This is a genomic window from Duganella sp. Root198D2, from assembly GCF_001428585.1.
In the GTDB taxonomy this organism is placed as follows: Bacteria; Pseudomonadota; Gammaproteobacteria; order Burkholderiales; family Burkholderiaceae_D; genus Rugamonas.
In genome coordinates this window covers 1-20,503 of sequence record NZ_LMIC01000018.1, presented here as the reverse complement: position 1 = coordinate 20,503, position 20,503 = coordinate 1, and the positions used below count along the sequence as shown (strand labels likewise).

Below are 20,503 nucleotides of genomic sequence, written 5' to 3'. Positions count from 1 at the left end.
TTATTGCTGTTTTGAGAATGAAACCGTACACTGGCGCGCTCCCAACAATGGAATTGCGGACGTATGAAAGTTCTTTCCTTGAAGTGCGTGAACTGCGGTGCCGGCCTCGAAGTGAAGCAGGACATCGACGACTTTGCTTGTGGCTACTGCGGTGTTCAGCAACACGTTGAACGCAGTGGCAGTATTGTCTCCTTGAGCCGATTGGAAGACGCACTGGACGACGTCAAGCTGGGTACAAACCGGGCTGCATCCGAACTTGCACTTGAGCGCCTTCAAACCGACGTCGTAGCCATTTACAAGAAAAGAGATCGTGAAGTGCGCGCTTTGCTGGATGCCAATCACAAGAATAATGTTCGAATCGGATTGGGGCTCACTCTCTGCGTAGCCTTCTCCATGGGAATCTTTGGCCCGTTGTATGGCATGCCGCTCATCTTTATCGGCTGTTTTATTGGGTCGCGCTTCATGAAATCTGTCGCCAGAGATAAAAGGGCCATCGAAGCAAACGCCGAAGCAACGGCCAGCCCCTTGAAGGCGCAGATAGCTCGCCATCAGTCGATCATTGACTCCTATGACTTCGGAACCCAGGGTGCGAAATGAACGAATGATCGCGAAGCCACATCCGGCGATTTCCTGATAACCTATCCTCTCCTTCACAGAGAGGGTAAAGCGTGGAATACAAGGACTACTACGCCACGCTGGGAGTCGCCAAGACTGCCAGCGAAGACGAGATCAAGAAGGCTTACCGCAAGCTGGTCCGCAAATATCACCCGGACGTCAGCAAGGAAGCGGATGCCGATGCCCGCACCAAGGAGCTGAACGAAGCTTATGGCGTGCTGGGCGATGCCGAAAAGCGTGCTGCCTACGATTCGCTGGGCAGCGGCCAGTACCATGCTGGCCAGGAATTCCGTCCGCCACCGGACTGGGGCGGCGGCTTTGAAGGGGCCAGCGCCGAAGACTTCTTTGCCGACCTGTTTGCCCATGTGGGCGGGCAGCGCGGCGGCCGCCAGGGCTTCCGCATGCGTGGCGAAGACATCCATGCCGTCCTCGAAATCAGTCTGCTCGATTCCTATCATGGCGCCCAGCGCGAGATCTCCCTGGGCCGCCAGCGCAATCTCAAAGTCAGCATTCCAAAAGGCGTGACGGCCGGCCAGCAATTGCGCTTGGGAGGGCAGGGCCAGCCCGGCGCGAATGGTGCCGAGGCAGGTGATCTTTTCCTCGAAATCGCTTTCCAGGCCGATGACCGTTATCGCGTCGAAGGCCGCGACGTTTATGAGAAGGTCCCGATCCCGCCGTGGCTTGCTGCGCTGGGCGGCGAGCGTGATGTGAGCACGCCCTCCGGCCGCGTGACCGTGACCGTACCGTCCAATTCGCAAAGCGGCCGCAAGCTGCGCCTGAAAGGGCGCGGCATTCCCGCTGCCAATATCTCCGGTACGGCCGGCGACCTCTACCTCACGCTGGAAATCTTTGCCCCGCCGGCCGATACACCCGAGCGGCGCGCGCTATACGAACAAATGCAACGCGAAATAGGAGGATGAGCGATGCCAAAGGAAGAGATTGTGGAAGGCGTTCCGCTTGAATACCAGGCGTTGACGCTGGATGAACTGGCGCGGGCCTGTGCCGTCGATCCGGAATGGGTCGTGCACCACGTGCAGCGCGGCATCCTGATCGGCAGGGAAGGGGGCGGCATCGAAACCCTGCAATTCACCAGCGTGGACTTGGGGAGGGCGCGTCGCCTGGCCCAGCTTGAGCGGGATTTCGATGCGGACGAAGATTTGGCGGCGCTGGTAGTGGATTTGTGCGACGAAGTCCGCCGCCTGAAATCGCGCCTGCGCGCCGCCGGAATGGCCTAGCCGCTTGGCTGCCTAGCGTTGCTGGTCACGGCCGCCACGATTGTCGCGCTTGCCGGTGTTGCCTTCTTCCTCATCCATCAAGTCATCGCGACTGCCTTGGCGCTGACCCTGGCCGACGTCGCTCTGCTTGTTGCCGCGGCCCTGATCGGATTGCTGGTTGCCGCTCTCCTGGTCGGATTGCTGATTGCCTCCGGTCAGGTTTTCGTGCTGGCCTTGTTGACGGTTACCGCCACTTTGGCCTGCTTGACCAGCCTGGTTGCGCCAATCATCCGATTGCTCGCTATCTTTGCGTGATGCCATGATCGCTCTCCTTTGTGTTGAAGCGATTCCATGCTAGGCCGATGCTGCAGGCCAGCCTGTAGGTGCACACGCCGCTGGCCTGTAGGAATGCTTAGAAAGCGTCCTGCGGCAGCGTGTGATCGAGGTCGATGAATTTCTGGCGCAGCCATTTGCCGGCTGGACCGAGTTCATCGTCACTGCGATGGATCACGAACAGCGGGTATTCCAGCTCACGGCCTTCCTGGGTATGCAGCCGCAGCAGGCGCCCCTCCGCCAGGTCGCGCATCACCGTATGCTCGGGCATATTGCCCCAGCCAAGCCCGCCGACCAGCAGCGCGTGCTTGGAGCCGAGGTCGCCCAGCCGCCAGTCGCGCAAGCCCAGCACGCCGAAATCGCGGCCTTCCGTCAGCGGGCTGCGGTCGGTCACCACCAGTTGCAAATGCTCGCGCAGCACCGAGGTCGGGATTGGCGCGGCCTCGCGCGACAGTGGATGCAATGGTGAGCAGACCGGCATCATTTTCACAAAGCCCGCCGCATGGCGTTCGATAATTGCGGGCGCGCTGGCAGCCATGCCGGCCACGCCCAATTGGCAGCGGCGATCAGCCACCATTTGCGCCACCGCGCCCAGTGCTTCCGTATGCAGGCGCAGCGAAACGGTCGGGAACTCGCGCTGGAATTGTTCGAGCGCGCGCACCAGCACGCAGGCCGGGAACATGACGTCGACCACGATGCTCAGTTCGGCCTCCAGGCCCATGCCAAGCGCTTTGGCGCGCGAACGCATGCCATCCACCTTGCTGGTCACTGCGCGGGCGTCGGCCAGCAGCGTCCTGCCCGCTTCGGTCAGGGTCGGCTTGCGCGAGCTGCGATCGAGCAGGGTGAGATTCAGTTGCTCTTCCAGGTTGGCAATGGTGTAACTGATGACCGATTGGGTGCGATGCAGGGCGCGCGCGGCATGGGCAAACCCGCCGTGGTCAATGACGGCGATGAAGACGCGCAACTGGTCGAGGGTGGGGTGGCCGGGATCTCGCATATCAATAAAATCGATAATTTCTATCGTTATAAAACCTATTTCGTCGATAATAAACCCGTTCTAAGATGGCTGCAATCACCCACTTTCTTGGAGCAAGTACATGGCAAACGTTCTCTACATCAACAGCAGCGTGCGTAGCGCTGGTTCCCTGTCACGCCAACTGTCGGCTGAATTCATCGCCAAATGGAAGGCTGTCAACCCGTCCGACACCGTGGTCGAGCGCGACCTGGCAGCGAATCCGGTGCCACACCTGACCGAGCAGATGATGGGCGCCTTTTTCACTCCGGCTGAGGCGCGCAATGCCGAACAGGCGCAGGTGGTCAAAGTATCGGACACCCTGGTCGACGAACTGCTTGCAGCGGATGTGGTGGTGATCGGCGCGCCGATGTACAACTTCTCCGTACCATCGTCGCTGAAGGCCTGGATTGATCACGTAGCCCGCGTCGGCCGCACCTTCCAATACACCGCCAACGGCCCGGAAGGCCTGCTAAAAGGCAAGAAGGTCTACGTCTTCACCGCCAGCGGCGGCGTGTACAGCGAAGGCGCAGCAGTGGCCTATGACCACCTGACCACCTTCCTGCGCACCGTGCTGGGCTTCATCGGCCTGGTTGACGTCCAGTTCATCCGCGCCGAAGGCGTAGCGATGGGCGAGCAAGCGGTAGCCGACACCTTGGCCAAAGCACAGAAGTCGATCGAACAACTGCTCGCCGCGTAACTACAGCCCAGCCCGTGTCACACCTTGGGGTCACACCCTAGGTGTGACACGGACTCGACTGCTACGTGCTTGAGCCCGTGTCACACTTGGGGTGTGACCCCATGGTGTGACACGGGCTCGACCATTCACTTTCCCGTAGTGGACTTGGCAGCACTGGCCCGCCGGCCGTGCTGCCTTTTTTATCATTTGCTATCATTGCAAAATGAAACGCCACTATCACTTGCTCATCATCGATCCGCAGAACGATTTCTGCGATTTGCCACCACCGGCTGCGCCGGCTTTGCCGGTTCCGGGCGCCCATCAGGATATGCTGCGTGTCGCCAGCCTGATCGAGCGGGGCGGCGCCGGTCTTTCTGCCATCACCGTTACGCTCGATTCGCACCACCGCTATGATGTGGCGCACCCGACCTTCTGGCATACGGCCGAAGGCGCGGCGCCGGGACCGTTCACGCAGATTTCGGCCGCTGACGTGCGCGCGGGGCGGTTTGCGCCGCGCGATGCTGCCGCTTTGCCGCGTGTGCTGTCCTATCTCGATGCGCTGGAATCGGCCGGCCGCTACCAACTGATGGTCTGGCCGGTTCATTGCGAAATCGGCAGTTGGGGCTATAACGTGCACGACGCAGTGCGCGCTGCCTATAACGCTTGGGAAGAGGGGCGCCATGCCGTAGTTGCCAAAGTCGGCAAAGGTTCCAATCCCTGGACTGAACACTATTCCGCTGTCATGGCCGAAGTGCCCGATCCGTCCGATCCGGCCTCGCAACTGAATCGCGAACTGATTGCCAGCCTGGCGCAAGCGGACACCATCTACATCACCGGTGAAGCCGGCAGCCATTGCGTGAAGGCGACCACCGAACATATTGCCGATCATATCGATCCGCGCAAGCTGGTGCTGGTGACCGATTGCATGAGTCCTGTGACCGGTTTTGAAACCCAATACCTCGAATTCGCGCAAGCTATGCAGCGCCGCGGTGCGCGCCTTGCCGCTTCGGCTGAAGTGCTGCCGGAACTGCTGGCCAATGCGGAGAGCAAACAATGATCCCTGTCGTCCGCAGCCTGCTTGAAACTGACCTGTACAAATTCACCATGTGGCAGGCCTTGCTGCATAGCCACCCAAGCGCGCATGCCGAATATGAATTCGTGTGCCGCAACCAGACGGCCTTCCCGCTGTCGGCGCTGAAGGAAGAAGTCGAAGCCCAGCTTGACCACTTGTGCAGCATGTCCTTCATCGAGGACGAACTGAATTACCTGCGCTCCCTGCGCTACATCAAGAGCGACTTCGTCGATTTCCTGACGCTGTTCCGCTTCCAGCGCAAGTTCATTGAAGTGCGCGCGGAAGGCGACACGCTGGTGATCCGTGCCGAGGGCCCGCAAGTGCACATCATGGCGTATGAGATCTTCGTGCTCTACATCGTCAATGAACTGTACTTCCGCCGCGTCGGCACGCCGGCTGCGCTGGAAGAGGGGCGCAGGCACCTCGGCGACAAGATCGCGCAGCTAAAGGCTTTCGGGACTGATCCGGCGCTGCGCCATCCCTTCGAGTTTTCCGACTTTGGCTTGCGCCGCCGTTTTTCGGCCGTATGGCACGATGAAGTCGTCGAGCGCCTGGCACGCGAGGTGCCGGAGTGCTTCAAAGGCACCTCTAACGTCTACATCGCGAAAAAATTTGGCCTGATCCCGATCGGCACCATGGCCCACGAGTACATGCAGTCCTTCCAGGCTTTCGGCGTGCGGCTGCGCGAATTCCAGAAAGCTTCGCTCGAGGCGTGGGTGCAGGAATACCGTGGCGACCTCGGTATCGCGCTGACCGACGTGGTGGGGATGGATGCTTTCCTCGACGACTTCGACCTGTACTTCGCCAAGCTGTTCGACGGCTTGCGGCATGACTCGGGCGATCCGATCGTGTGGGGTGAAAAGGCCATCGCGCATTACCAGGCCTTGCGTATCGACTCCAACACCAAGCGCCTGGTGTTTTCGGATGGGTTGGACTTCGACACGGCGTTCCGCCTGTACCGCCAGTTCGCCGACCGCATCATGGTGGGCTTCGGCATCGGCACCTGGCTGACCAACGATGTCGGCATCAAGCCGCTGAATATTGTGATGAAGCTGATTCGCCTGAACGGGCAATCGGTTGCCAAGCTGTCCGATTCGCCCGGCAAGACGCTGTGCAAGGATGAGACTTTCCTCGCCTACCTGCGGCAAGTCTTCAACCATCAAGCTTCCTGAGGATGGAAGCGCTGGCGGTAGTCGCCCGGCGTCACGCCGAGGCGGCGCACGAAGGCCCGCCTTAAGCTGTTCTGGTCGTGGAAGCCGCTGCGTGCCGCTACCCGCTTGAGCGGGCTGGCGGTTTCCTCCAGCATGCGGCGCGCTGCGTCGAGCCGCGCGGCTTCGACGAAATCGGCTGGCGTTTCACCCGTATCGCTTTTGAACGCGCGTGAGAAATTGCGTACGCTCATGCCGGCTTGAGCGGCCAGTTGGTCCACGGTCAAATCTTCTTCCAGGTTTTCCAGCACCCATTCCTGTACTTGGCGGATCGGGTTGCGTTGCGCCGTTTGCGCGGCGAGGTGGGCGCTGAACTGCGCCTGGCCGCCGGGGCGCTTGATGAACATGACCAGCTCACGTGCCACGGCCAGGGCGACGTTGCGGCCCAGGTCTTCTTCCACCAGGGCCAGCGCCAGGTCCATGCCGGCCGTGACGCCGGCCGAGGTGTAAAGGTTCCCGTCGCGCAGGTAGATCTGGTCATGCTCGACCTGCACCTGCTCGAAGCGCAGTGCCAGCGAGGCTGAAATATTCCAGTGGGTGGTGACGCGGCGGCCGTCGAGCAGGCCGGCGTGGGCCAGCAGCCAGGCGCCGGAACATACGGAACCGAGGCGGCGCACCGTGGTTGCCTGCTGCTGCAGCCACTGCATCAGGCGCGGGTGGCCGGTTACTTCCTGCACCGCGTGGCTGCCGGTGACGAGCAGCGTATCCACCGCGTGGCCGAGCGTATCGATGGTGGCCGTCGGCTGGAACAACATGCCGTTGTCGGCGCGCACCGGTCCTTCTTCCAGGGCGACCAGGTCGAACTGGTAAGTGCCCGGCTTGCCCGACTGGCGGGCCGCTTCATGGAAGACATCCATCGGCCCGGCCACGTCGAGCAATTGCACGCCAGGGAAAACGAGTAAAGCGATACGCATGGTCAGCCTGCCAGGAGTTTGCCGGTGTAAAGGGAATATAAGGTACGCACCAGCAGCACGGCAATCGTTACGGTCAGGAAGGCGAGCAGTACGCCGGCCAGCACCACGACAGCTGCGCTATCGGCCGTGGCGGCGTACTTGATCGCGGCATTCACCAATGCTGCGATCGGGAAGCTGATGCCCCACCAGGCCGGGCCAAATGGTACCGAGCGGCGGAATACACGCGGGGCCAGCACCAGGAACATGAACAGGCCAAAGTAGAACAGCATGGCGGCGAACATGTCGACGTGCTGCGTGACGTTGACGTAGGCCAGGAAGCCGACTTCGAACGGTGCAATCATCACCATCAGCGAAGGCAGCATGCCGGTCGGCAGCGGGTCGCCATGCACCAGGCGGCTGAAGATCATCACATAAAACACGATGGCGATGGCCGTGCCGATGCCGAGGGCCAGCATATTCATTTCATGGCCCCAGGTGCCGCCGGTCACCGCGATATCAAGCGAGGCCACGCCGGGAATCAACCAGGCCGGCACGACGTTGGCTGGCGTCATATTCCCTTGCAGGACGCGTGACACTACGACATAACCCAGCACCAGCGTGGCGACCGCGCCGGCCGTCCACACCAGTTTTTGCAAGGCGGCGCTCCACGGTGCGACGACGTTTGATAACAGCAGCACGGCGATGCTGATCGTGCCGAAGAAGTTGCCAGCAACAGGGTGCGAGAACTCGGCCTTCACAGCTTCAGGGAACGCGGCCCATTTCGACAGGTAGGCCACGGCCAGCACCGCAAACACCAGCAGCGACAGGAGCCCGACGCCATCGGCGATCAGCGTGCTGCTGCCGAACAGGTGGGCCGCGCCGCGCCAGGCCAGTGCCAGGCCGGCAATGCCCATGACGGAGCCAAACAGGTTGACGGGCAGGTTTTTGACCGAGGCGCTGCTGGTGGGCAGGGCAGTGGCAATGGTGGTTTGCATGATGTTTGTCCGATGGATTAGCGATGAAATCATTATCGGACGCCGAGCATTTGGCCGATAGTGCGCATATGCGTCAATTTCAGCCAACCCTGCGCCACCCTCGGCCAGTCAGGGCGCCAGCTCGGCCACCTGGTTGTTATAGGCGACCGGGATCCAGCGGAAGGAATCGCCGTCCTTGCGCAGGTGCCCCACGCCGGGGAAGGAAAAATGCGGCGACGCTACCACCACGCCGCTGGCGGCCACTTCGTCGAACAGTTTGCGGCGCGCGGCGGCGGCTTGCGGCTGGCTGTCGTCGTAAGAGATGGTGATGCCGGGGTGCGCCAGCTGGACTTCCGCCACATGCACCGTATCGCCCCAGAACAGCATGCGGTGACCTTTGCTCTCCACCAGGTAGGCGCTATGGCCCGGCGTGTGCCCCGGCACGGCGCGCGCTGTGATGCCAGGCAGGACTTCGCCGCTCGCCGGCAGGTACTTGATGCGCCCCGCGTCGTAGTAGGGGCCGACGGTCGCTTTCGGCGCGGGCTCATTGATCCAGCGCGCCACTTCGCGCCGGTCCACATACACCTGGGCGTTCGGGAACAGCATCTTGCCGCCGTTGGAAAGCCCGCCGGAGTGGTCGCCATGGATGTGCGTCAGCAGGATGGCCTCGATCTGTTCGGGCTTGAATCCTGCCGCGGCGAGGTTGGCCAGCAGGTGGCCGCTGGTGGCGCCAAACAGTTCGCCCGCGCCGGTATCGATCAGCACGCGGTGTTTGCCGGTATCCACCAGGTAGACGTTGATCGACAAGGCCAGGGTGTCGTGCAGGTGGCTGGCGCGCAGTTCGGCGCGGGCGGTGGCCGCGTCGCTCAGGATCGTCGTGACATCGCGCGGGGCGACACCGTCCGATATGGCGGTGACCTCGAAATCACCCAGCAGGGCGCGGTAAAAACCTGGCGCCTGGTCGGCAGCCAAGGCCAGGGTGGGGGCTTGTGCGGCAAGGGCCATCAAGGCGGTGGCGATCATTCGTTTCATGGCAATCTCCGTTTGTCGGTTGGTGGATGATTGCCATTGTGGCTAGCCTTGACATATACTTGAAATCGATCGTTGATATTCGACCTATAATTCATATGGATATAAGGCCTTCCGACCTCGCCTTGCTGGTATCGCTCAACGCCCTGCTGGAGGAGAACAATGTGACGCGCGCCGCAGCGCGGCTGCATATCAGCCAGCCCGCCTTGTCGGCCCAGCTGGCGCGTCTGCGGGACCTGTTCGGCGATCCGCTGCTGGTCCCGTCCGAAAGCGGAAGGGGCATGGTGCCGACGGCGCGGGCGCTGGCGCTGCGTGACGGCTTGCGCGATTCGTTGCGCCTTCTTGAAGCCGCTGTGCGCGATCCGGAATCCTTCGATCCGGCGCGCGCCGAACGCACCTTCATGATTGCCGCCAACGACAATGTGGTGACGATGTTCGGCATTGAACTGGTGCGGCGCATTGCGGCGAGCGGCGGCGACGGCCTGCGCGCCGGTTTTGTTGAACCAAACGCGGATGGCATCGTGGCGCGCATGGAGCGCGGAGAGCTTGACCTGCTGCTTGGTGCAGCGCAGACCATTCCGCAGGCATTGAAAGCCGTGCCCTTATCGAGCGAGCGTTATGTCATGGCGCAGCGGAGTGGCCATCCGCGCGGCATGCGTGCGCCGTCGCTGAAGCAGTTTTGCGCGTTGAAACATGTGCTGGTGTCGGGCAGGGGAGAATTCCACAGCTTCCTGGACCAGCGGTTGAAAGACCTGGGCCAGCAGCGGCAGGTGGCTGTGGTTGTGCCGCATTACAGCCTGGTGCCGACGATCCTGGCCAATACCGATTATGTCTGCACCTTGCCGGTACGCTTCCTGCAGCGCTTCAGCGGCCAACTGGATATCTTCAAGCTGCCCTTCGACCTGCCGGAATTTGCGATTGCCATGGCCTGGCATCCGCGCAGCGAGCACGATGCCGGGCACCGCTGGCTGCGCGAGCAATTGAAGTCGGTCCAGCTTTAGGCTTCCTGCGCGCCGAAACTGGCCATGATGCGGTCTGCCTGCTCGCGCTGGGCGTCGTCGTCCACGTCCACCGACAGCAGGGCGGCGGGGCGATCCGGTTTGTCGGTGTTGTCGACATCGTCCGGCGTAAGGGAATCCATGATGTTTTTCACGGCAGACGCGGTGGTGCTCAGCGCGCGCGCTTCATGCAGGTTCAGTTGTACAGCCGAATTGGCAAAGCCTTCGGCCAGCAGGGCGCTGCGCGCGCCTTCGGCATCGGCGATCTGGCGGAAATTTCGGTAAATAGTGCTTGGCATGATAAGTCTCCTGTTTGGCGGGATTGTCGCGTAAGGCGCTGCAACGTGGCGCGCGCTTACTTGGCCTGGGCTTTGCGTGATGACCAGTGCAGGTGCACGATCTGCCAGCCGTCGCCAACCTTTTCCAGCACGGCAGTTTCGAGCCCGAACACGTGGACCTCGGCGTCCTTGTAGCTGCCAGTGGTTTCCGTTTCGCGCATCACGATTGCGGTCGCGCCATCGCGGCGTTCTTCGTGACGCAGCAGGTGCGACCTGGTCGTGCGCAGGAAGTCGATATCGCTGTCGAGATGGTGCGCGGCATATTCGTCGCGGCTATTCTCGGTATAGCCGGATTCGAATATCCTGACCTTGGGGCTCAGCAGGGCCAATGCCGCGTCGCGCTTGCCCTCGGCCAGCGCGCGCTGGAACGCGTCCATGGTTTCCGCCGGGGTGGCAGCAAAAGCAGGCAGGCTGGCCGCGGCCAGCAGCAGGCAGGCGAGGATTCGCATCAGAATCCGGCGACAACGTTGGTGGTGTGCTCGACGCGTGGGGTGTTGGCGAAGTATTGGCCAACCATGCCGCGCCATGTCTGGAAGTCTTCGCTGCCGCGGAAATCGACGGTGTGGTTTTCCAGCGTCTCCCACACGATGACCAGCATATAGGTATTGGCGCGCTCGATGACGCGCTCCAGCCGCATCGACTTGCAGCCCTTCGCGCGCTGGAACAACGGTACGGCTTTCTGCACCGCTGCTTCAAACTCGCCGCCCTGGCCATCCTTGATCTCAAATTCCGCCAGCTCATAAATCATCGGGACATTCCTTTCGCAAAGTAATGTCCCGATTGTGCCTCAGTTGGATCAGAAGCGGTAGCGGGCCGTTACGCGGAAATTGCGCGGCGCGCCCGGCAGGTTAAGCAGCTTGCTTGACCCGTGACCGGAAACAATGTAGTCGCGATCGAGCAGGTTGTTCACGTTCAGCTGAACGTCGAAGGACGCGGTGCGGTAGGCCAGCATGGCGTCGACCACGGTGTAGCCAGGCAGGGTGGCGGTGTTGCCCGGGTTGGCAAAGCGGTCGCCCTGGTAGTTCACGCCGGCGCCGGTGAACCAGCCGCCGCCCAGCGCCTTGTTCAGCCACAGGTTCGCGCTGCGCTTAGGCGTGAGCGTCGGTTGCTTGCCTTGTACATCCTGGCCGTCGTCGCGTGCGATGGATTTGATGATTTCCGCATCCATCAACGCCAAGCCGGAAGCTACTTGCCAGCCTTGGCCCAGTTCACCGGTGAAGGTCAGTTCCAGGCCGTCGGTGCGCTGGGTGCCGACTGGCATGACGATGCTGGTGATTGGATCGGTCGCCTTGATGCCGGTGCGCTGCAGGCGGAACAGCGATGCGCCAACGGTGGCCTGGCCGCCCAACAGGTCGATCTTCGCGCCCACTTCCTTGTTGGTGGTTTCCTCCGGCTCGATGGCGGCGTTGGTGGCGGCCAGCGCGAAAGTTTCACCCGAAGGCTGGAAGGATTTGCTGAACGAGGCGTAATAAGAAACGGTGCCGCTTGGCTGGTATACCAGGCCTGCGCGCGGGCTCCAGGCGCGGTCGGTGCGTTCCAGGTTTTTCTGGCCTACGCGGCGCTCGCGCGTCTCCTGGCTGAAGTCATCGTAGCGCACGCCGGCCAGCAGCTTCCACTGCGGCGTCAGCGTCGCCAGGTCCTGCACGTAGACGCTCTTGTTCTTCATGATGCCCAGGTTGTCGGTGCCTGGCGCGACGTTGGCCGCCAGTTGCAGCACCGGCAGCACTGGATTGAACAGGTTGACCGTCGCCACATTGGTCTTCGAGCGGTTGACCTGGTCCTTGTCCTGCTTGCCGATCTCCACGCCGTACAACAGCTGGTGCTGCATGCCGAAGAATTCTGCGCGCTGGGTCAACTCGGTCTGGTTGAAGTAGCCGTCTTCCTCGCGGCGTACATTGCCGTGGGTGAGGGACGCGGTTTGCGCCGTTTCGTTGACGCTGCCCACCAGGGTGTTGTTGCGGTTCAGCGAGTAGTCGTAGCGGCGGAAGGCGTTGCGCAGCGACCAGTTGGCGTTGATGCGGTGATCCAGCACCACGGCCAGCGATTTCACGCGCGCCTGGCTGAAGTCCACATCGCGCGCATTGGCGGCGCCGAAGTAGGTGCCTGGATCCACGTCGACCGGCGCGCCCTTATACGAAGGGATGCCGAAGTCGGTCAGGCGGCGGTCGGACAGGTATTCGCCCTGCACCAGCAGGGAGGTGTCGGCATTGATCTTCCACAGCACGGATGGCGACAGTGCCTCGCGCTTGAGGAATTGCTGGTCGCGGTAGCTGTCCGAATCTTCCTTGGCGCCGGTGACGCGGAAGGCTACGCCGCTATCCTTCAGGTTGCGCGCCAAGTCGAATTCGCCGCGCTTTTTGCTCCAGCTGCCGAAGGTCACGCTGGCTTCCGTGCGGTCGATGCCGGGCTTCTTGGTGATGCGGTTGATCATGCCGCCCGAAGAACCGCGGCCATACAGCACCGAGGCCGGGCCCTTGATGACTTCAATCTGTTCGATGTTGGACAGGTCGCGAAAATACAGCGCATCGTCGCGCATGCCATCGATGAACTGGTCGGCAATCGCGGTAAAGCCGCGGATGGTCACCTGGTCGCGCTGGCCGTCGCCGTGCGACAGGCCGACGCCTGGAATGCCCTTCATCACGTCTTCCATCGAGCTCGCGCCCTGGTCGCGCAGCAATTCCTGCGGCACCACGTTCACGGTCTGCGGGATGTCGCGCAGCGGCGCATCGATCTTGGTCGCGCTGGTGGCGGTGCTCGGGTTGTAAGCGGCTTCGCGGGCGGCGGAGACGGTAACGGAGGGGAGGGTAGCGTCTTCGGCGAAAACGGCGAAATGCGGCATTGCCAGCGCAACGGCAAGCGCCAGCGGGGACTTGTTCAACGACATGCTATTTCCTAAGTGGCTGCGTAATGAGAATTGTTATCATTCTCAATTATGCGCCACCCGGGAAATTTGTTCAACCGTAAATCTTGTACTGGGTTAAGAAACTAGCGTTCGCTGCGCCGCACGGTATCGGGGCCCGTTTCGTGCGATTCACCTTGGCGATATTGCGTGCCGGTCTGGAAACCATGCTCGCGTTTATCCTCATCGACGCAGCCGGACAGCAGGTCGTCGGTGCGGCCGGCAGAATCTTCCGATTGCTGGTTGCCTTCCTGGGAACGGGACAGGTTGCGGCGGCCAGTGCATCCGGCGCCCATGGTCGCGATGCTGCTGGTGCCATCGTGGGTTTGCTGCTCCAGGCTGCGTCCCTTGTTGAGTGTGGACATGATTGCCTCCTTGTAGCTACGGCCAATAGTCCATTCTAGGCCTGTAGGGAGGAATATCCTAGTTCTCGGTGTATTTGCGAAGCAGCAGGTTGAAGCGCTTGTTGCCATTGGTGCCGAGCCAGTTCCAGAGGGTATCGACTTGGTGGCGGTGCGCCTCGTAATAGGCGGTGCTGGTCGCGATCCAGTTATGGGATTTCAGCACAGGCTTTTCCAGCCGCACCAGTTGGCCCTTGTAGCGGTCAGCCACGTACTTGTCCAGGTCTGTAGCGGCGATCATCGGCACGACGAAGGCATCGATGCGGCCAAGCTGGAGCTTTTCGAAATTGCTCGGCACGGTAGGCGCGCCCTGGTCGAGGATGGCGCCGGACTTCTCCAGTTGCACGCCGTAGGATGAGCCATACATCACGCCAACCCGTTTTCCGCGCACCATTTCCCCCGGATCGAGGTCGCGCGGGTAGCCGTCCTTGGCGCGCACAAAAGCCATCACGACCAGGCTGGTGGCGCGCCTGGTGTCCGGTTTGCCTTGCGCATCGCGCGGGATCACGATGCCGGGCTGCCCATCGGCCGTGATGTCGACCGGGACAAAGTCCACCGCACCGCTGACCAGCGCACTGCGCAAGCGCATCACCGGCAGCCGCGCCAGTTCAATTGCGCAGCCACCGCTGGCGGCGAATTCGCGAATCCACTCCACGCTGGCGCCAGCAGGTTCGGGCACGGTCGCGCCATTGCCCATCCAATACGGCGGGCGGTGCTGGTCGGGGTAGGCGAAGCGGATCGTGCCGCAGGCGGCCAGCACATTGTTGGCAGCGAAAGCGAGGAGGATAGTCGCAGTGAAAGGTTTCCATTTCATTCTGTCGCTATTCTAAGTCAACAGTAATGCGCCTGGCTGCACGGTAGTAGAATCAAAGGACAGGAGGCGACTATGGAAAATACTATGCGCCCGATCCATCCGGGCGAAGTCTTGCTGGAAGAGTTCATGGACCCAATGGGGCTGACTGCGAACACGCTGGCCGGCGTGCTGCACCTCGAACCTGGATACCTGACTGGCATTGTGCGGCAGGAGCGCAGCATCTCGCCCGCCACCGCCCAGCAGCTCGCCAGCTATTTCGACACCACGCCGGAGTTCTGGCTCACCCTGCAGACCACCTACGACACCCGCCGGGCCTTGATGAAAAGACGGCGCGCGCTAAAACGCACGCTGCATTGAATCGCTGCGGCGGTCGCTGGAGTGCCAGGGCAGGGAAGCCACCGACCTGACTTGCGTCGGGAAACGTTCCGCGAAAGAGCGGATCAGCATGTGCTCCACACCGCAGATGGCGAGGTAGGAATAAGCCGCGCCCTGGTCGAAGGCCAGGGCGGTGCGCACTGCCATGTCGAAACGCTCGGCAGTACCGCTGTCGTGACGCCGTTCCTTGTGACTTCGTTGATCCACGCTGCCTCCTTGAGCCAGCGGATAGGCTACGTCGCGCGCGGGAGCGCGGTCTGTGCGTCAGTCCACATCGTGCATCCACATAGGCCCACGCAACAGTTCCGGATGCGAGCGTGATGCGATGGCGCTTGTACGCGGCCACCTCGTACCGGTCCGCCTGCTGCAGTTCCGCTGGCGTGACCAGAAGAATCGAGCCGGCTACGGCATCCATTGCACTGCTGCTCCGCGCGATGATCGGATGATGCGTCTTGCCGCTGGTCGCAATTACTTCGGGATCATCGATCTCCAGCAGCCCAAGCTTATAGCCATTCAACTGGTCTGCCATGCCTTCGAGCTTGCGCCCGAACGTCGCAAGCTGCACCCCTTGCTGTTGCAGCGTCCCATATGAAAACAGCTTTCGAATTTCTCCATCTCGCCTCCCATGCGATCGATTAATTGTTTTAATGATAATGTGCTTCGGCTGTCTACCATTCAAACACCACTACCGGAGCAAAGAATGCGACAAAACATCCTGCCACGTTCCCGATCATTCCTGCGCCTGTTCAGCGGCCTGCTGCTGGCCAGCGCCGCTGGCCTCACAGCAGCAGAGCCTTGCCGCAAAATCAGCACAGAAGCCGAGCTTTCCAGCTATACCCAAACTCAAGGAACCCAGGCCACGGTAGCCAGGGATATCTGCTATGCAGAGGGCACCGAGTGGAAGGAGAAGTCGCCGGCCGGCGCTTACGATGTGACGCTGGACCAGCGCTTCGACTTCTACCGCCCCGCCTCGCTGCCCGCATCGCAACGGCTGCCGCTGATCATCTGGGCACATCCGAATGGCGCCACCGATAACTTGCCCCAGCAGGGCGACTTGTATCCGAAGCTCGTAACACCCGCGCTGGCGCTGGGCTTCGCCTTGATGTCGATCGAATTCCGCCACCCGGTCGCGAGCCAGGAGTATGGCAAGTCGCCTAATCTCGATATCCCAAACACGGACATCGCACGCGCCGTCCAGTGGGCACGCCACAGGTCCGGCATGCTCGGCATCGATGGCAGCAATATTTTCATCGTCGGCCAATCACGCGGCACGCTTGGCCTGATGAATGCGCTGTCGAAGAACCTGGCCGATGACCAAGCCCAGCTCCCTTACCAGACCAAGTCGTCGCGCGTCAGGGCGGTGTATGCGGTGCAAGCGCAAACCACGTATGAAAAGGAGCAGGTCAAGCAGACCTTCATTCATCCGGACAGTTGGCCTGCGTTTGAGGCGCTCTATGCGAACTTCCATCAGCCAGGCAGCTCGATCAACGAAATCACCACCGACGACCCACCCGTCGCGATGCGATATGAGCGGGCGCCGACTGATCAATCGCTGCAAACAGTCGTGCCGCTTCATTTGCCAGCGCAAAACGGCAACTGCGCCTATCCGGAGGGATGCTTCGACTTTCATCATCCGAACTTCGGCTTGAAACTGCATCTCGCGTTTAAGTCCCTCTCACCAACACAGCCGGCTTCGAAGTTCGACATTGCGTACAACGTGCCGACCGACTACCTCTACGTCGACCAGGTCACTAGCCGGCCCTATGCCTGCTTCTTCGCTAAGAACCTGACGCCGGAAGGGCGTGCGAATCTAAGTGCATACGCAGTTGAGGTTTGCGGGCTGTAATTCGAAAACTGCGAGGGAAAACGACCTTGGTGGTAAGTTGTCGTGGTTCAGATCTAATCGCCCAGCAAGTTCTTGTCACGGGGGCGATCAAGTCTACCGGTGCGACAAACCAAATTCGTGCGTGTCATACTTCTAAGTAGCAAGGAGGTGACCATGTCCGAAAAACTCACCAACTATCGCCGATTGGATCGCGTAACTGCTGATCGAGTCCAATACGGCCTGTCCCTGCTATATCTTGCAGGTGCCGCAGAAGCCCGTCAGTTCATGGCTCTTAATGGAATTCCAGATCCGATTATTGAAAGAGTACTCTCTGCTCAATACGTTCGAGGAGCTAAAAGTCCTGTTCGTATCGTCGTTAATTCACGACGTGCAGCAAAATTGCGTGAGAGTTGATCGAGGTCCCACTGGCATCGATCAGTGCCAGGGACTACCGATCCCTTTTTCGACGGTCTTTGCGGACTAATAAGACCAAGCCAATCCGCGTTTGTGCGCTAGGGCGTCGGAAGACTGTTTGCAATGGTGCGAGACCAAATCCTGAGCGCGTCACGCAGACGCGAAATGACTGCGAACACTGCCGGGCTCTACCCATTGCCTGGCAAAGCGGTCGCCTGCCTATGTTGAATCGTGAAAGCAAAAAAAATAGCCGCAAAATGCGGCTATTTTAGGGTTGTCATTTTGTTGTCATTTCGGTGCCAAATCAGCCTCCAAATACCCCAATCAATGACAGCATTAAAATCATAACTTCATGATTTTAAATGAAATAGTGGTGGAGACGGCGGGAATCGAACCCGCGTCCGCAAGCACTCTACAGACAGTTCTACATACTTAGCACTATCATTTAATTTAACCTGTACGGCACGGATGTGCACGTTCCGGACAGGCGATTCACCTTAGATTTAGGACTTCTCGAAGTGAACCCTCGAAGTCCGATCCCTTATAAATGACCCAACACGACCTTGCGGTCACACCCTAAGGGCGAGGTGTTGTCGGGCAGGTCAGCGATTAAGCTGCCAGTGCGTACGAGTTATCGTTTGCAGTTAGTTTGTTTCTGGGTGTATTTACGAGGTAACCAGCCCTCGGTATGCCCTGTTCTGCTTTGCAACCCACGTCGAAACCAGGTCGTCCCCACAGAAGGAAGTTGTATTTTACCTGAATCTTTTCGAGAGCGTTACTCTTCGAGCGAAATCAGCGGGCGGGCGTCGTCGGGAAGTCGGTTGGCGCGGATTTCGCCGCCGGGGCCGAAGGTGAATTCGACCAGGTGGCGGCGCGAGACCGGGGCAGTGGCGGACTTGAGGTCGTGGAAGCTGTCGGCTTCCTTGAAGCCGAGGTCGATGGTCAGCCCCTGGAGCTGGTAAGTCTCGACCAGCTGCTCCACGCGGTTGCGCCGGGTGTTGGTTTCGATGGTGCCATGGTGGGCCGGCTTTTCGCCTTCGAAGTAGCGGATCAGTGCGCCTTCCATGACTTCCACATGCGAGCGGGTGGAGGCTTCACCGAGTGCGTCCTGCACTGCGGATTCAACTTTCACATCCATGCGCTTGACCAGCAGGAACGTGTCGAGCGTGCCGTCGTTCTCTTCCATGATGCGGTTGACGGCAGGGAGGCGGCCTTTGGCCAGGCGGGATTGCGTGTCGCGCGTGATGCCGACGTACTCCACCATGCTTTCGTACTTCAGGTCGTTCGGGAATTTCTGCAGCAGGTCGTGCGCGGAATAGCACTCCGTCAGCGCGCCCCAGTTCAGCGTGATGTACTTGTCGTGCAGGGTGACGATCGGCTTCTTGAAAGTGGCTTCGAATGGCACTTCCAGTTCGAGCGTGATCGATTCCTTGCGGTTGTCGGTGCCGGCCAGCAGCGGCACGGTCAGCTTCAGGCCGAAGAAGCCCCAGCTGGTGCCTTTCTTGATGTCGAAGCGCAGGCGCTGGCGCGAGATGACGAAGAACAGCAGCTGCTTTTCCATGGTCGCGTCGAGCGCGAACTGCATGCGGCGCTGGTAGCGGCCGATCGGGTCGCGGAAGTCGGGCACCAGCGGGTCGTTCACCAGCAGGTCGTACCAGTAGAAGCGGCTCTCGGCAACGGAGGCATCCCAAACCTGCGGCGCACTGCTGCGTGGTGGGAGCGCCGCCTCGATGTTGTCGTCCCCGTCCATAAAGTCTCCAGGTGCCTTTTTCAGTATTCGCTACTGACTATAGTATAGAAACTTATTGCTGTTGGGCAAGTTATAACGCAGTTTCTACGCTGCCAACGGTGTCGGCGATGGTACGGTTGCGCGAATCAGGGCCAGCAGGTCGGCTGGCGAGGCGAGCAAGTGGTCGGCACCCCAGGCGGCGGGTTCGACTGGTCCGCAATAGCCCCATTGGCAGGCTATGGTGCGCATGCCGGCGGCGTGGCCGGCCTGGATGTCGCGCAGGTCGTCGCCGACGTACCAGCATTCTTCCGGCGCCAGGCCAAGGCGGGCCGCGGCTTCCAGCAGCGGGGCAGGGTGGGGCTTGGCGTGCGCGGTGGTGTCGCCGGAGACAACGCAGCTCGCCAGTTCCAGGCCGATCTGCGTTACCAGCGGGTCGGTGAAGCGGGCTGGTTTGTTGGTGACGATGCCCCAGCGCAGGCCTGCTTCGGTAATGCCGGCCAGCAGTTCATGCACGCCGTCGAACAGGCTGCTGTGCACTGCCATGGCGGCTTCGTAGTTGGTGAAGAAGCCATCGCGCAATTCCTCAAAGCCTTCATCCTGCGGCTTGAGGCCGAAGGACACACCGATCATGCCGCGTGCGCCGTGCGATGCCTGCGGGCGCAGCACCTCGTATGGCGTCGGCTCCAGCCCGCGCACGGTGCGCAGCAGGTTGATGGCGGCGGCCAGGTCGGGGGCGGTGTCGGCCAGGGTGCCATCGAGGTCAAACAGGATGGCGCGCGGGGCTGGAAACAGGCTCATGATAGGGAAAGACTTTCGAAGCAGGCGGCGCGCGGGCCGCCTGGCTTTATGCTGGGCGGGTGCAAGCCACCAGGTAATTAACGCTGGTGTCGTTGTTCAGGGAGTAGACCTTGGTGAGCGGATTGTAGCCCATGCCCTTCAAGGCATCCACTTGCAGACCAGCAGTGCGGACATATTGCGACAGTTCGGCTGGAGTGATGAACTTTTCATAATCGTGCGTGCCCTTGGGCAGCATGCGCAGCAGGTATTCGGCGCCGATCACCGCGAACAGGTAAGCCTTGGGGTTGCGATTCAGGGTTGAGAAGAAGACATGGCCGCCCGGCTTTACCAGGGTGGCTGCCGCGCGCACGATGGCGCCTGGGTCGGGGACGTGTTCCAGCATTTCCATGCAGGTCACAACATCGTACTGGCCGGCCTCCTGGGCTGCCATTGCCTCGGCGGCGATCAGTTTGTAGCGCACCGGCACGCCGGATTCCAGGCTATGCAGGTCGGCAACTTTCAGGGCTTTTTCCGACAGGTCGATGCCGGTGACCTTGGCGCCTTTGCGGGCCATGGATTCGGACAGGATGCCCCCGCCGCAGCCGATATCGATCACGTTCTTGCCGGCCAGCGGGGCGCGGGCGTTGATCCATTCCAGGCGCAGCGGATTGATTTCGTGCAGGGGTTTGAATTCGGACGTGGGATCCCACCAGTGATGGGCCAGTTCGCTGAATTTTTGCAGTTCTAATGGGTCGGCGTTCATGCCGGGATGATACTGGAAAAATGTCCACCCTGGGGTGGACAAAAAAAGGTTCATCGCGGATTACCGGGATGACCGAGCTGTAAACGCAAGAGAGCAGTAAGGAAGAGTTATTGTGTTTGTGCGACCAAACCCACTAACCCC

The 20,503-nt window shown here is 60.9% G+C and carries 25 protein-coding genes, 1 other RNA gene and 1 pseudogene; 10 read left to right on the top strand and 17 right to left on the bottom strand.

What is annotated here, in order from left to right; translation table 11 throughout:
* Positions 1 to 63 precede the first annotated feature (63 nt).
* The 3 genes from ASE26_RS16660 (at position 64) to ASE26_RS16650 (ending at position 1,850) form a co-directional block, all read left to right on the top strand.
* Entirely contained in the window at positions 64 to 597 is a 534-nt protein-coding gene (locus ASE26_RS16660; RefSeq protein ID WP_055936988.1) for a hypothetical protein, read from the top strand.
* 71 nt (positions 598 to 668) lie between these two features.
* Positions 669 to 1,535 (top strand): DnaJ C-terminal domain-containing protein, encoded by an 867-nt coding sequence (locus ASE26_RS16655; RefSeq protein ID WP_057246584.1) that lies wholly within the window; start codon positions 669 to 671, stop codon positions 1,533 to 1,535.
* A 3-nt stretch (positions 1,536 to 1,538) separates the two neighbouring features.
* Positions 1,539 to 1,850: a chaperone modulator CbpM gene (locus ASE26_RS16650; protein ID WP_057246583.1), complete on the top strand. Its 312-nt coding sequence runs from the start codon at positions 1,539 to 1,541 to the stop codon at positions 1,848 to 1,850.
* A 12-nt stretch (positions 1,851 to 1,862) separates the two neighbouring features.
* Here ASE26_RS16650 and ASE26_RS16645 read toward each other — a convergent pair whose 3' ends face one another.
* Together ASE26_RS16645 and ASE26_RS16640 are read right to left on the bottom strand one after the other, a co-directional pair.
* The gene (locus tag ASE26_RS16645; RefSeq protein ID WP_057246582.1) at positions 1,863 to 2,150 is read right to left on the bottom strand and encodes a hypothetical protein; all 288 of its coding nucleotides are present in this window, start codon (positions 2,148 to 2,150) and stop codon (positions 1,863 to 1,865) included.
* Between the two features lie 91 nt (positions 2,151 to 2,241).
* Positions 2,242 to 3,159, bottom strand: coding sequence for a LysR family transcriptional regulator (locus tag ASE26_RS16640; protein WP_055936999.1), 918 nt, complete (start codon positions 3,157 to 3,159; stop codon positions 2,242 to 2,244).
* Positions 3,160 to 3,259: 100 nt separating this feature from the next.
* On the opposite strand from ASE26_RS16640, the gene ASE26_RS16635 reads away from it, so the two are divergent.
* The 3 genes from ASE26_RS16635 (at position 3,260) to pncB (ending at position 6,097) form a co-directional block, all read left to right on the top strand.
* Positions 3,260 to 3,874: an FMN-dependent NADH-azoreductase gene (locus ASE26_RS16635; RefSeq protein ID WP_055937002.1), complete on the top strand. Its 615-nt coding sequence runs from the start codon at positions 3,260 to 3,262 to the stop codon at positions 3,872 to 3,874.
* Positions 3,875 to 4,076: 202 nt separating this feature from the next.
* Positions 4,077 to 4,910: a hypothetical protein gene (locus ASE26_RS16630; protein WP_055937005.1), complete on the top strand. Its 834-nt coding sequence runs from the start codon at positions 4,077 to 4,079 to the stop codon at positions 4,908 to 4,910.
* Positions 4,907 to 6,097, top strand: coding sequence for a nicotinate phosphoribosyltransferase (gene pncB, locus ASE26_RS16625; protein ID WP_055937008.1), 1,191 nt, complete (start codon positions 4,907 to 4,909; stop codon positions 6,095 to 6,097). Before ASE26_RS16630 ends, pncB begins: the two co-directional genes overlap by 4 nt.
* On the opposite strand, the gene ASE26_RS16620 is transcribed toward pncB, so the two are convergent.
* The 3 genes from ASE26_RS16620 to ASE26_RS16610 all read right to left on the bottom strand — a co-directional run bounded on the left by ASE26_RS16620 (position 6,085) and on the right by ASE26_RS16610 (position 9,032).
* Complete coding sequence (locus ASE26_RS16620) at positions 6,085 to 7,047, bottom strand: GlxA family transcriptional regulator (RefSeq protein ID WP_055937011.1); 963 nt, start codon at positions 7,045 to 7,047, stop codon at positions 6,085 to 6,087. The genes pncB and ASE26_RS16620 overlap by 13 nt on opposite strands.
* Positions 7,048 to 7,049: 2 nt before the next feature.
* Positions 7,050 to 8,021, bottom strand: coding sequence for an SLAC1 anion channel family protein (locus ASE26_RS16615; protein ID WP_057246581.1), 972 nt, complete (start codon positions 8,019 to 8,021; stop codon positions 7,050 to 7,052).
* A 108-nt stretch (positions 8,022 to 8,129) separates the two neighbouring features.
* Complete coding sequence (locus ASE26_RS16610; protein ID WP_200960821.1) at positions 8,130 to 9,032, bottom strand: MBL fold metallo-hydrolase; 903 nt, start codon at positions 9,030 to 9,032, stop codon at positions 8,130 to 8,132.
* 95 nt (positions 9,033 to 9,127) lie between these two features.
* On the opposite strand from ASE26_RS16610, the gene ASE26_RS16605 reads away from it, so the two are divergent.
* Positions 9,128 to 10,030, top strand: a complete 903-nt coding sequence (locus ASE26_RS16605) for a LysR family transcriptional regulator (protein WP_055937018.1) — start codon at positions 9,128 to 9,130, stop codon at positions 10,028 to 10,030.
* Here ASE26_RS16605 and ASE26_RS16600 read toward each other — a convergent pair.
* The 6 genes from ASE26_RS16600 to ASE26_RS16575 all read right to left on the bottom strand — a co-directional run bounded on the left by ASE26_RS16600 (position 10,027) and on the right by ASE26_RS16575 (position 14,479).
* Positions 10,027 to 10,326 (bottom strand): hypothetical protein, encoded by a 300-nt coding sequence (locus ASE26_RS16600; protein WP_055937021.1) that lies wholly within the window; start codon positions 10,324 to 10,326, stop codon positions 10,027 to 10,029. The genes ASE26_RS16605 and ASE26_RS16600 overlap by 4 nt on opposite strands.
* A gap of 56 nt (positions 10,327 to 10,382) precedes the next feature.
* On the bottom strand, positions 10,383 to 10,814 hold the full coding sequence (locus ASE26_RS16595) for a nuclear transport factor 2 family protein (RefSeq protein ID WP_055937024.1): 432 nt from the start codon (positions 10,812 to 10,814) through the stop codon (positions 10,383 to 10,385).
* The gene (locus ASE26_RS16590; protein ID WP_055937027.1) at positions 10,814 to 11,113 is read right to left on the bottom strand and encodes an antibiotic biosynthesis monooxygenase; all 300 of its coding nucleotides are present in this window, start codon (positions 11,111 to 11,113) and stop codon (positions 10,814 to 10,816) included. The genes ASE26_RS16595 and ASE26_RS16590 overlap by 1 nt, the downstream gene beginning before the upstream one ends.
* A 48-nt stretch (positions 11,114 to 11,161) precedes the next feature.
* Positions 11,162 to 13,249: a TonB-dependent siderophore receptor gene (locus ASE26_RS16585; RefSeq protein ID WP_055937029.1), complete on the bottom strand. Its 2,088-nt coding sequence runs from the start codon at positions 13,247 to 13,249 to the stop codon at positions 11,162 to 11,164.
* 101 nt (positions 13,250 to 13,350) lie between these two features.
* Positions 13,351 to 13,629: a hypothetical protein gene (locus tag ASE26_RS16580; RefSeq protein WP_055937032.1), complete on the bottom strand. Its 279-nt coding sequence runs from the start codon at positions 13,627 to 13,629 to the stop codon at positions 13,351 to 13,353.
* Between the two features lie 58 nt (positions 13,630 to 13,687).
* The gene (locus ASE26_RS16575; RefSeq protein WP_055937033.1) at positions 13,688 to 14,479 is read right to left on the bottom strand and encodes a hypothetical protein; all 792 of its coding nucleotides are present in this window, start codon (positions 14,477 to 14,479) and stop codon (positions 13,688 to 13,690) included.
* A gap of 72 nt (positions 14,480 to 14,551) precedes the next feature.
* Here ASE26_RS16575 and ASE26_RS16570 point away from each other — a divergent pair, with 72 nt between their 5' ends.
* On the top strand, positions 14,552 to 14,836 hold the full coding sequence (locus ASE26_RS16570) for a HigA family addiction module antitoxin (RefSeq protein ID WP_055937035.1): 285 nt from the start codon (positions 14,552 to 14,554) through the stop codon (positions 14,834 to 14,836).
* Here the strand turns inward: ASE26_RS16570 and ASE26_RS31590 are convergent.
* Positions 14,816 to 15,061, bottom strand: a complete 246-nt coding sequence (locus ASE26_RS31590) for a hypothetical protein (RefSeq protein WP_229207299.1) — start codon at positions 15,059 to 15,061, stop codon at positions 14,816 to 14,818. The two genes, ASE26_RS16570 and ASE26_RS31590, sit on opposite strands and share 21 nt — an antisense overlap.
* A 130-nt stretch (positions 15,062 to 15,191) precedes the next feature.
* Positions 15,192 to 15,419, bottom strand: a pseudogene (locus ASE26_RS31585) (gamma-glutamylcyclotransferase); the annotation flags it as partial.
* Between the two features lie 135 nt (positions 15,420 to 15,554).
* Here ASE26_RS31585 and ASE26_RS16555 point away from each other — a divergent pair.
* Complete coding sequence (locus ASE26_RS16555) at positions 15,555 to 16,700, top strand: S9 family peptidase (RefSeq protein ID WP_057246579.1); 1,146 nt, start codon at positions 15,555 to 15,557, stop codon at positions 16,698 to 16,700.
* Between the two features lie 153 nt (positions 16,701 to 16,853).
* Entirely contained in the window at positions 16,854 to 17,093 is a 240-nt protein-coding gene (locus ASE26_RS30675; protein ID WP_156398182.1) for a hypothetical protein, read from the top strand.
* 371 nt (positions 17,094 to 17,464) lie between these two features.
* On the opposite strand, the gene ssrA is transcribed toward ASE26_RS30675, so the two are convergent.
* The 4 genes from ssrA to ubiG all read right to left on the bottom strand — a co-directional run bounded on the left by ssrA (position 17,465) and on the right by ubiG (position 20,362).
* Positions 17,465 to 17,827, bottom strand: a transfer-messenger RNA (tmRNA) gene (gene ssrA / locus ASE26_RS30030).
* A gap of 41 nt (positions 17,828 to 17,868) precedes the next feature.
* Positions 17,869 to 18,843: a hypothetical protein gene (locus tag ASE26_RS16545; RefSeq protein ID WP_055937058.1), complete on the bottom strand. Its 975-nt coding sequence runs from the start codon at positions 18,841 to 18,843 to the stop codon at positions 17,869 to 17,871.
* Between the two features lie 84 nt (positions 18,844 to 18,927).
* The gene (locus ASE26_RS16540) at positions 18,928 to 19,620 is read right to left on the bottom strand and encodes an HAD family hydrolase (protein WP_055937060.1); all 693 of its coding nucleotides are present in this window, start codon (positions 19,618 to 19,620) and stop codon (positions 18,928 to 18,930) included.
* A 46-nt stretch (positions 19,621 to 19,666) separates the two neighbouring features.
* Entirely contained in the window at positions 19,667 to 20,362 is a 696-nt protein-coding gene (ubiG, locus tag ASE26_RS16535; RefSeq protein WP_055937063.1) for a bifunctional 2-polyprenyl-6-hydroxyphenol methylase/3-demethylubiquinol 3-O-methyltransferase UbiG, read from the bottom strand.
* Positions 20,363 to 20,503: the final 141 nt, after the last annotated feature.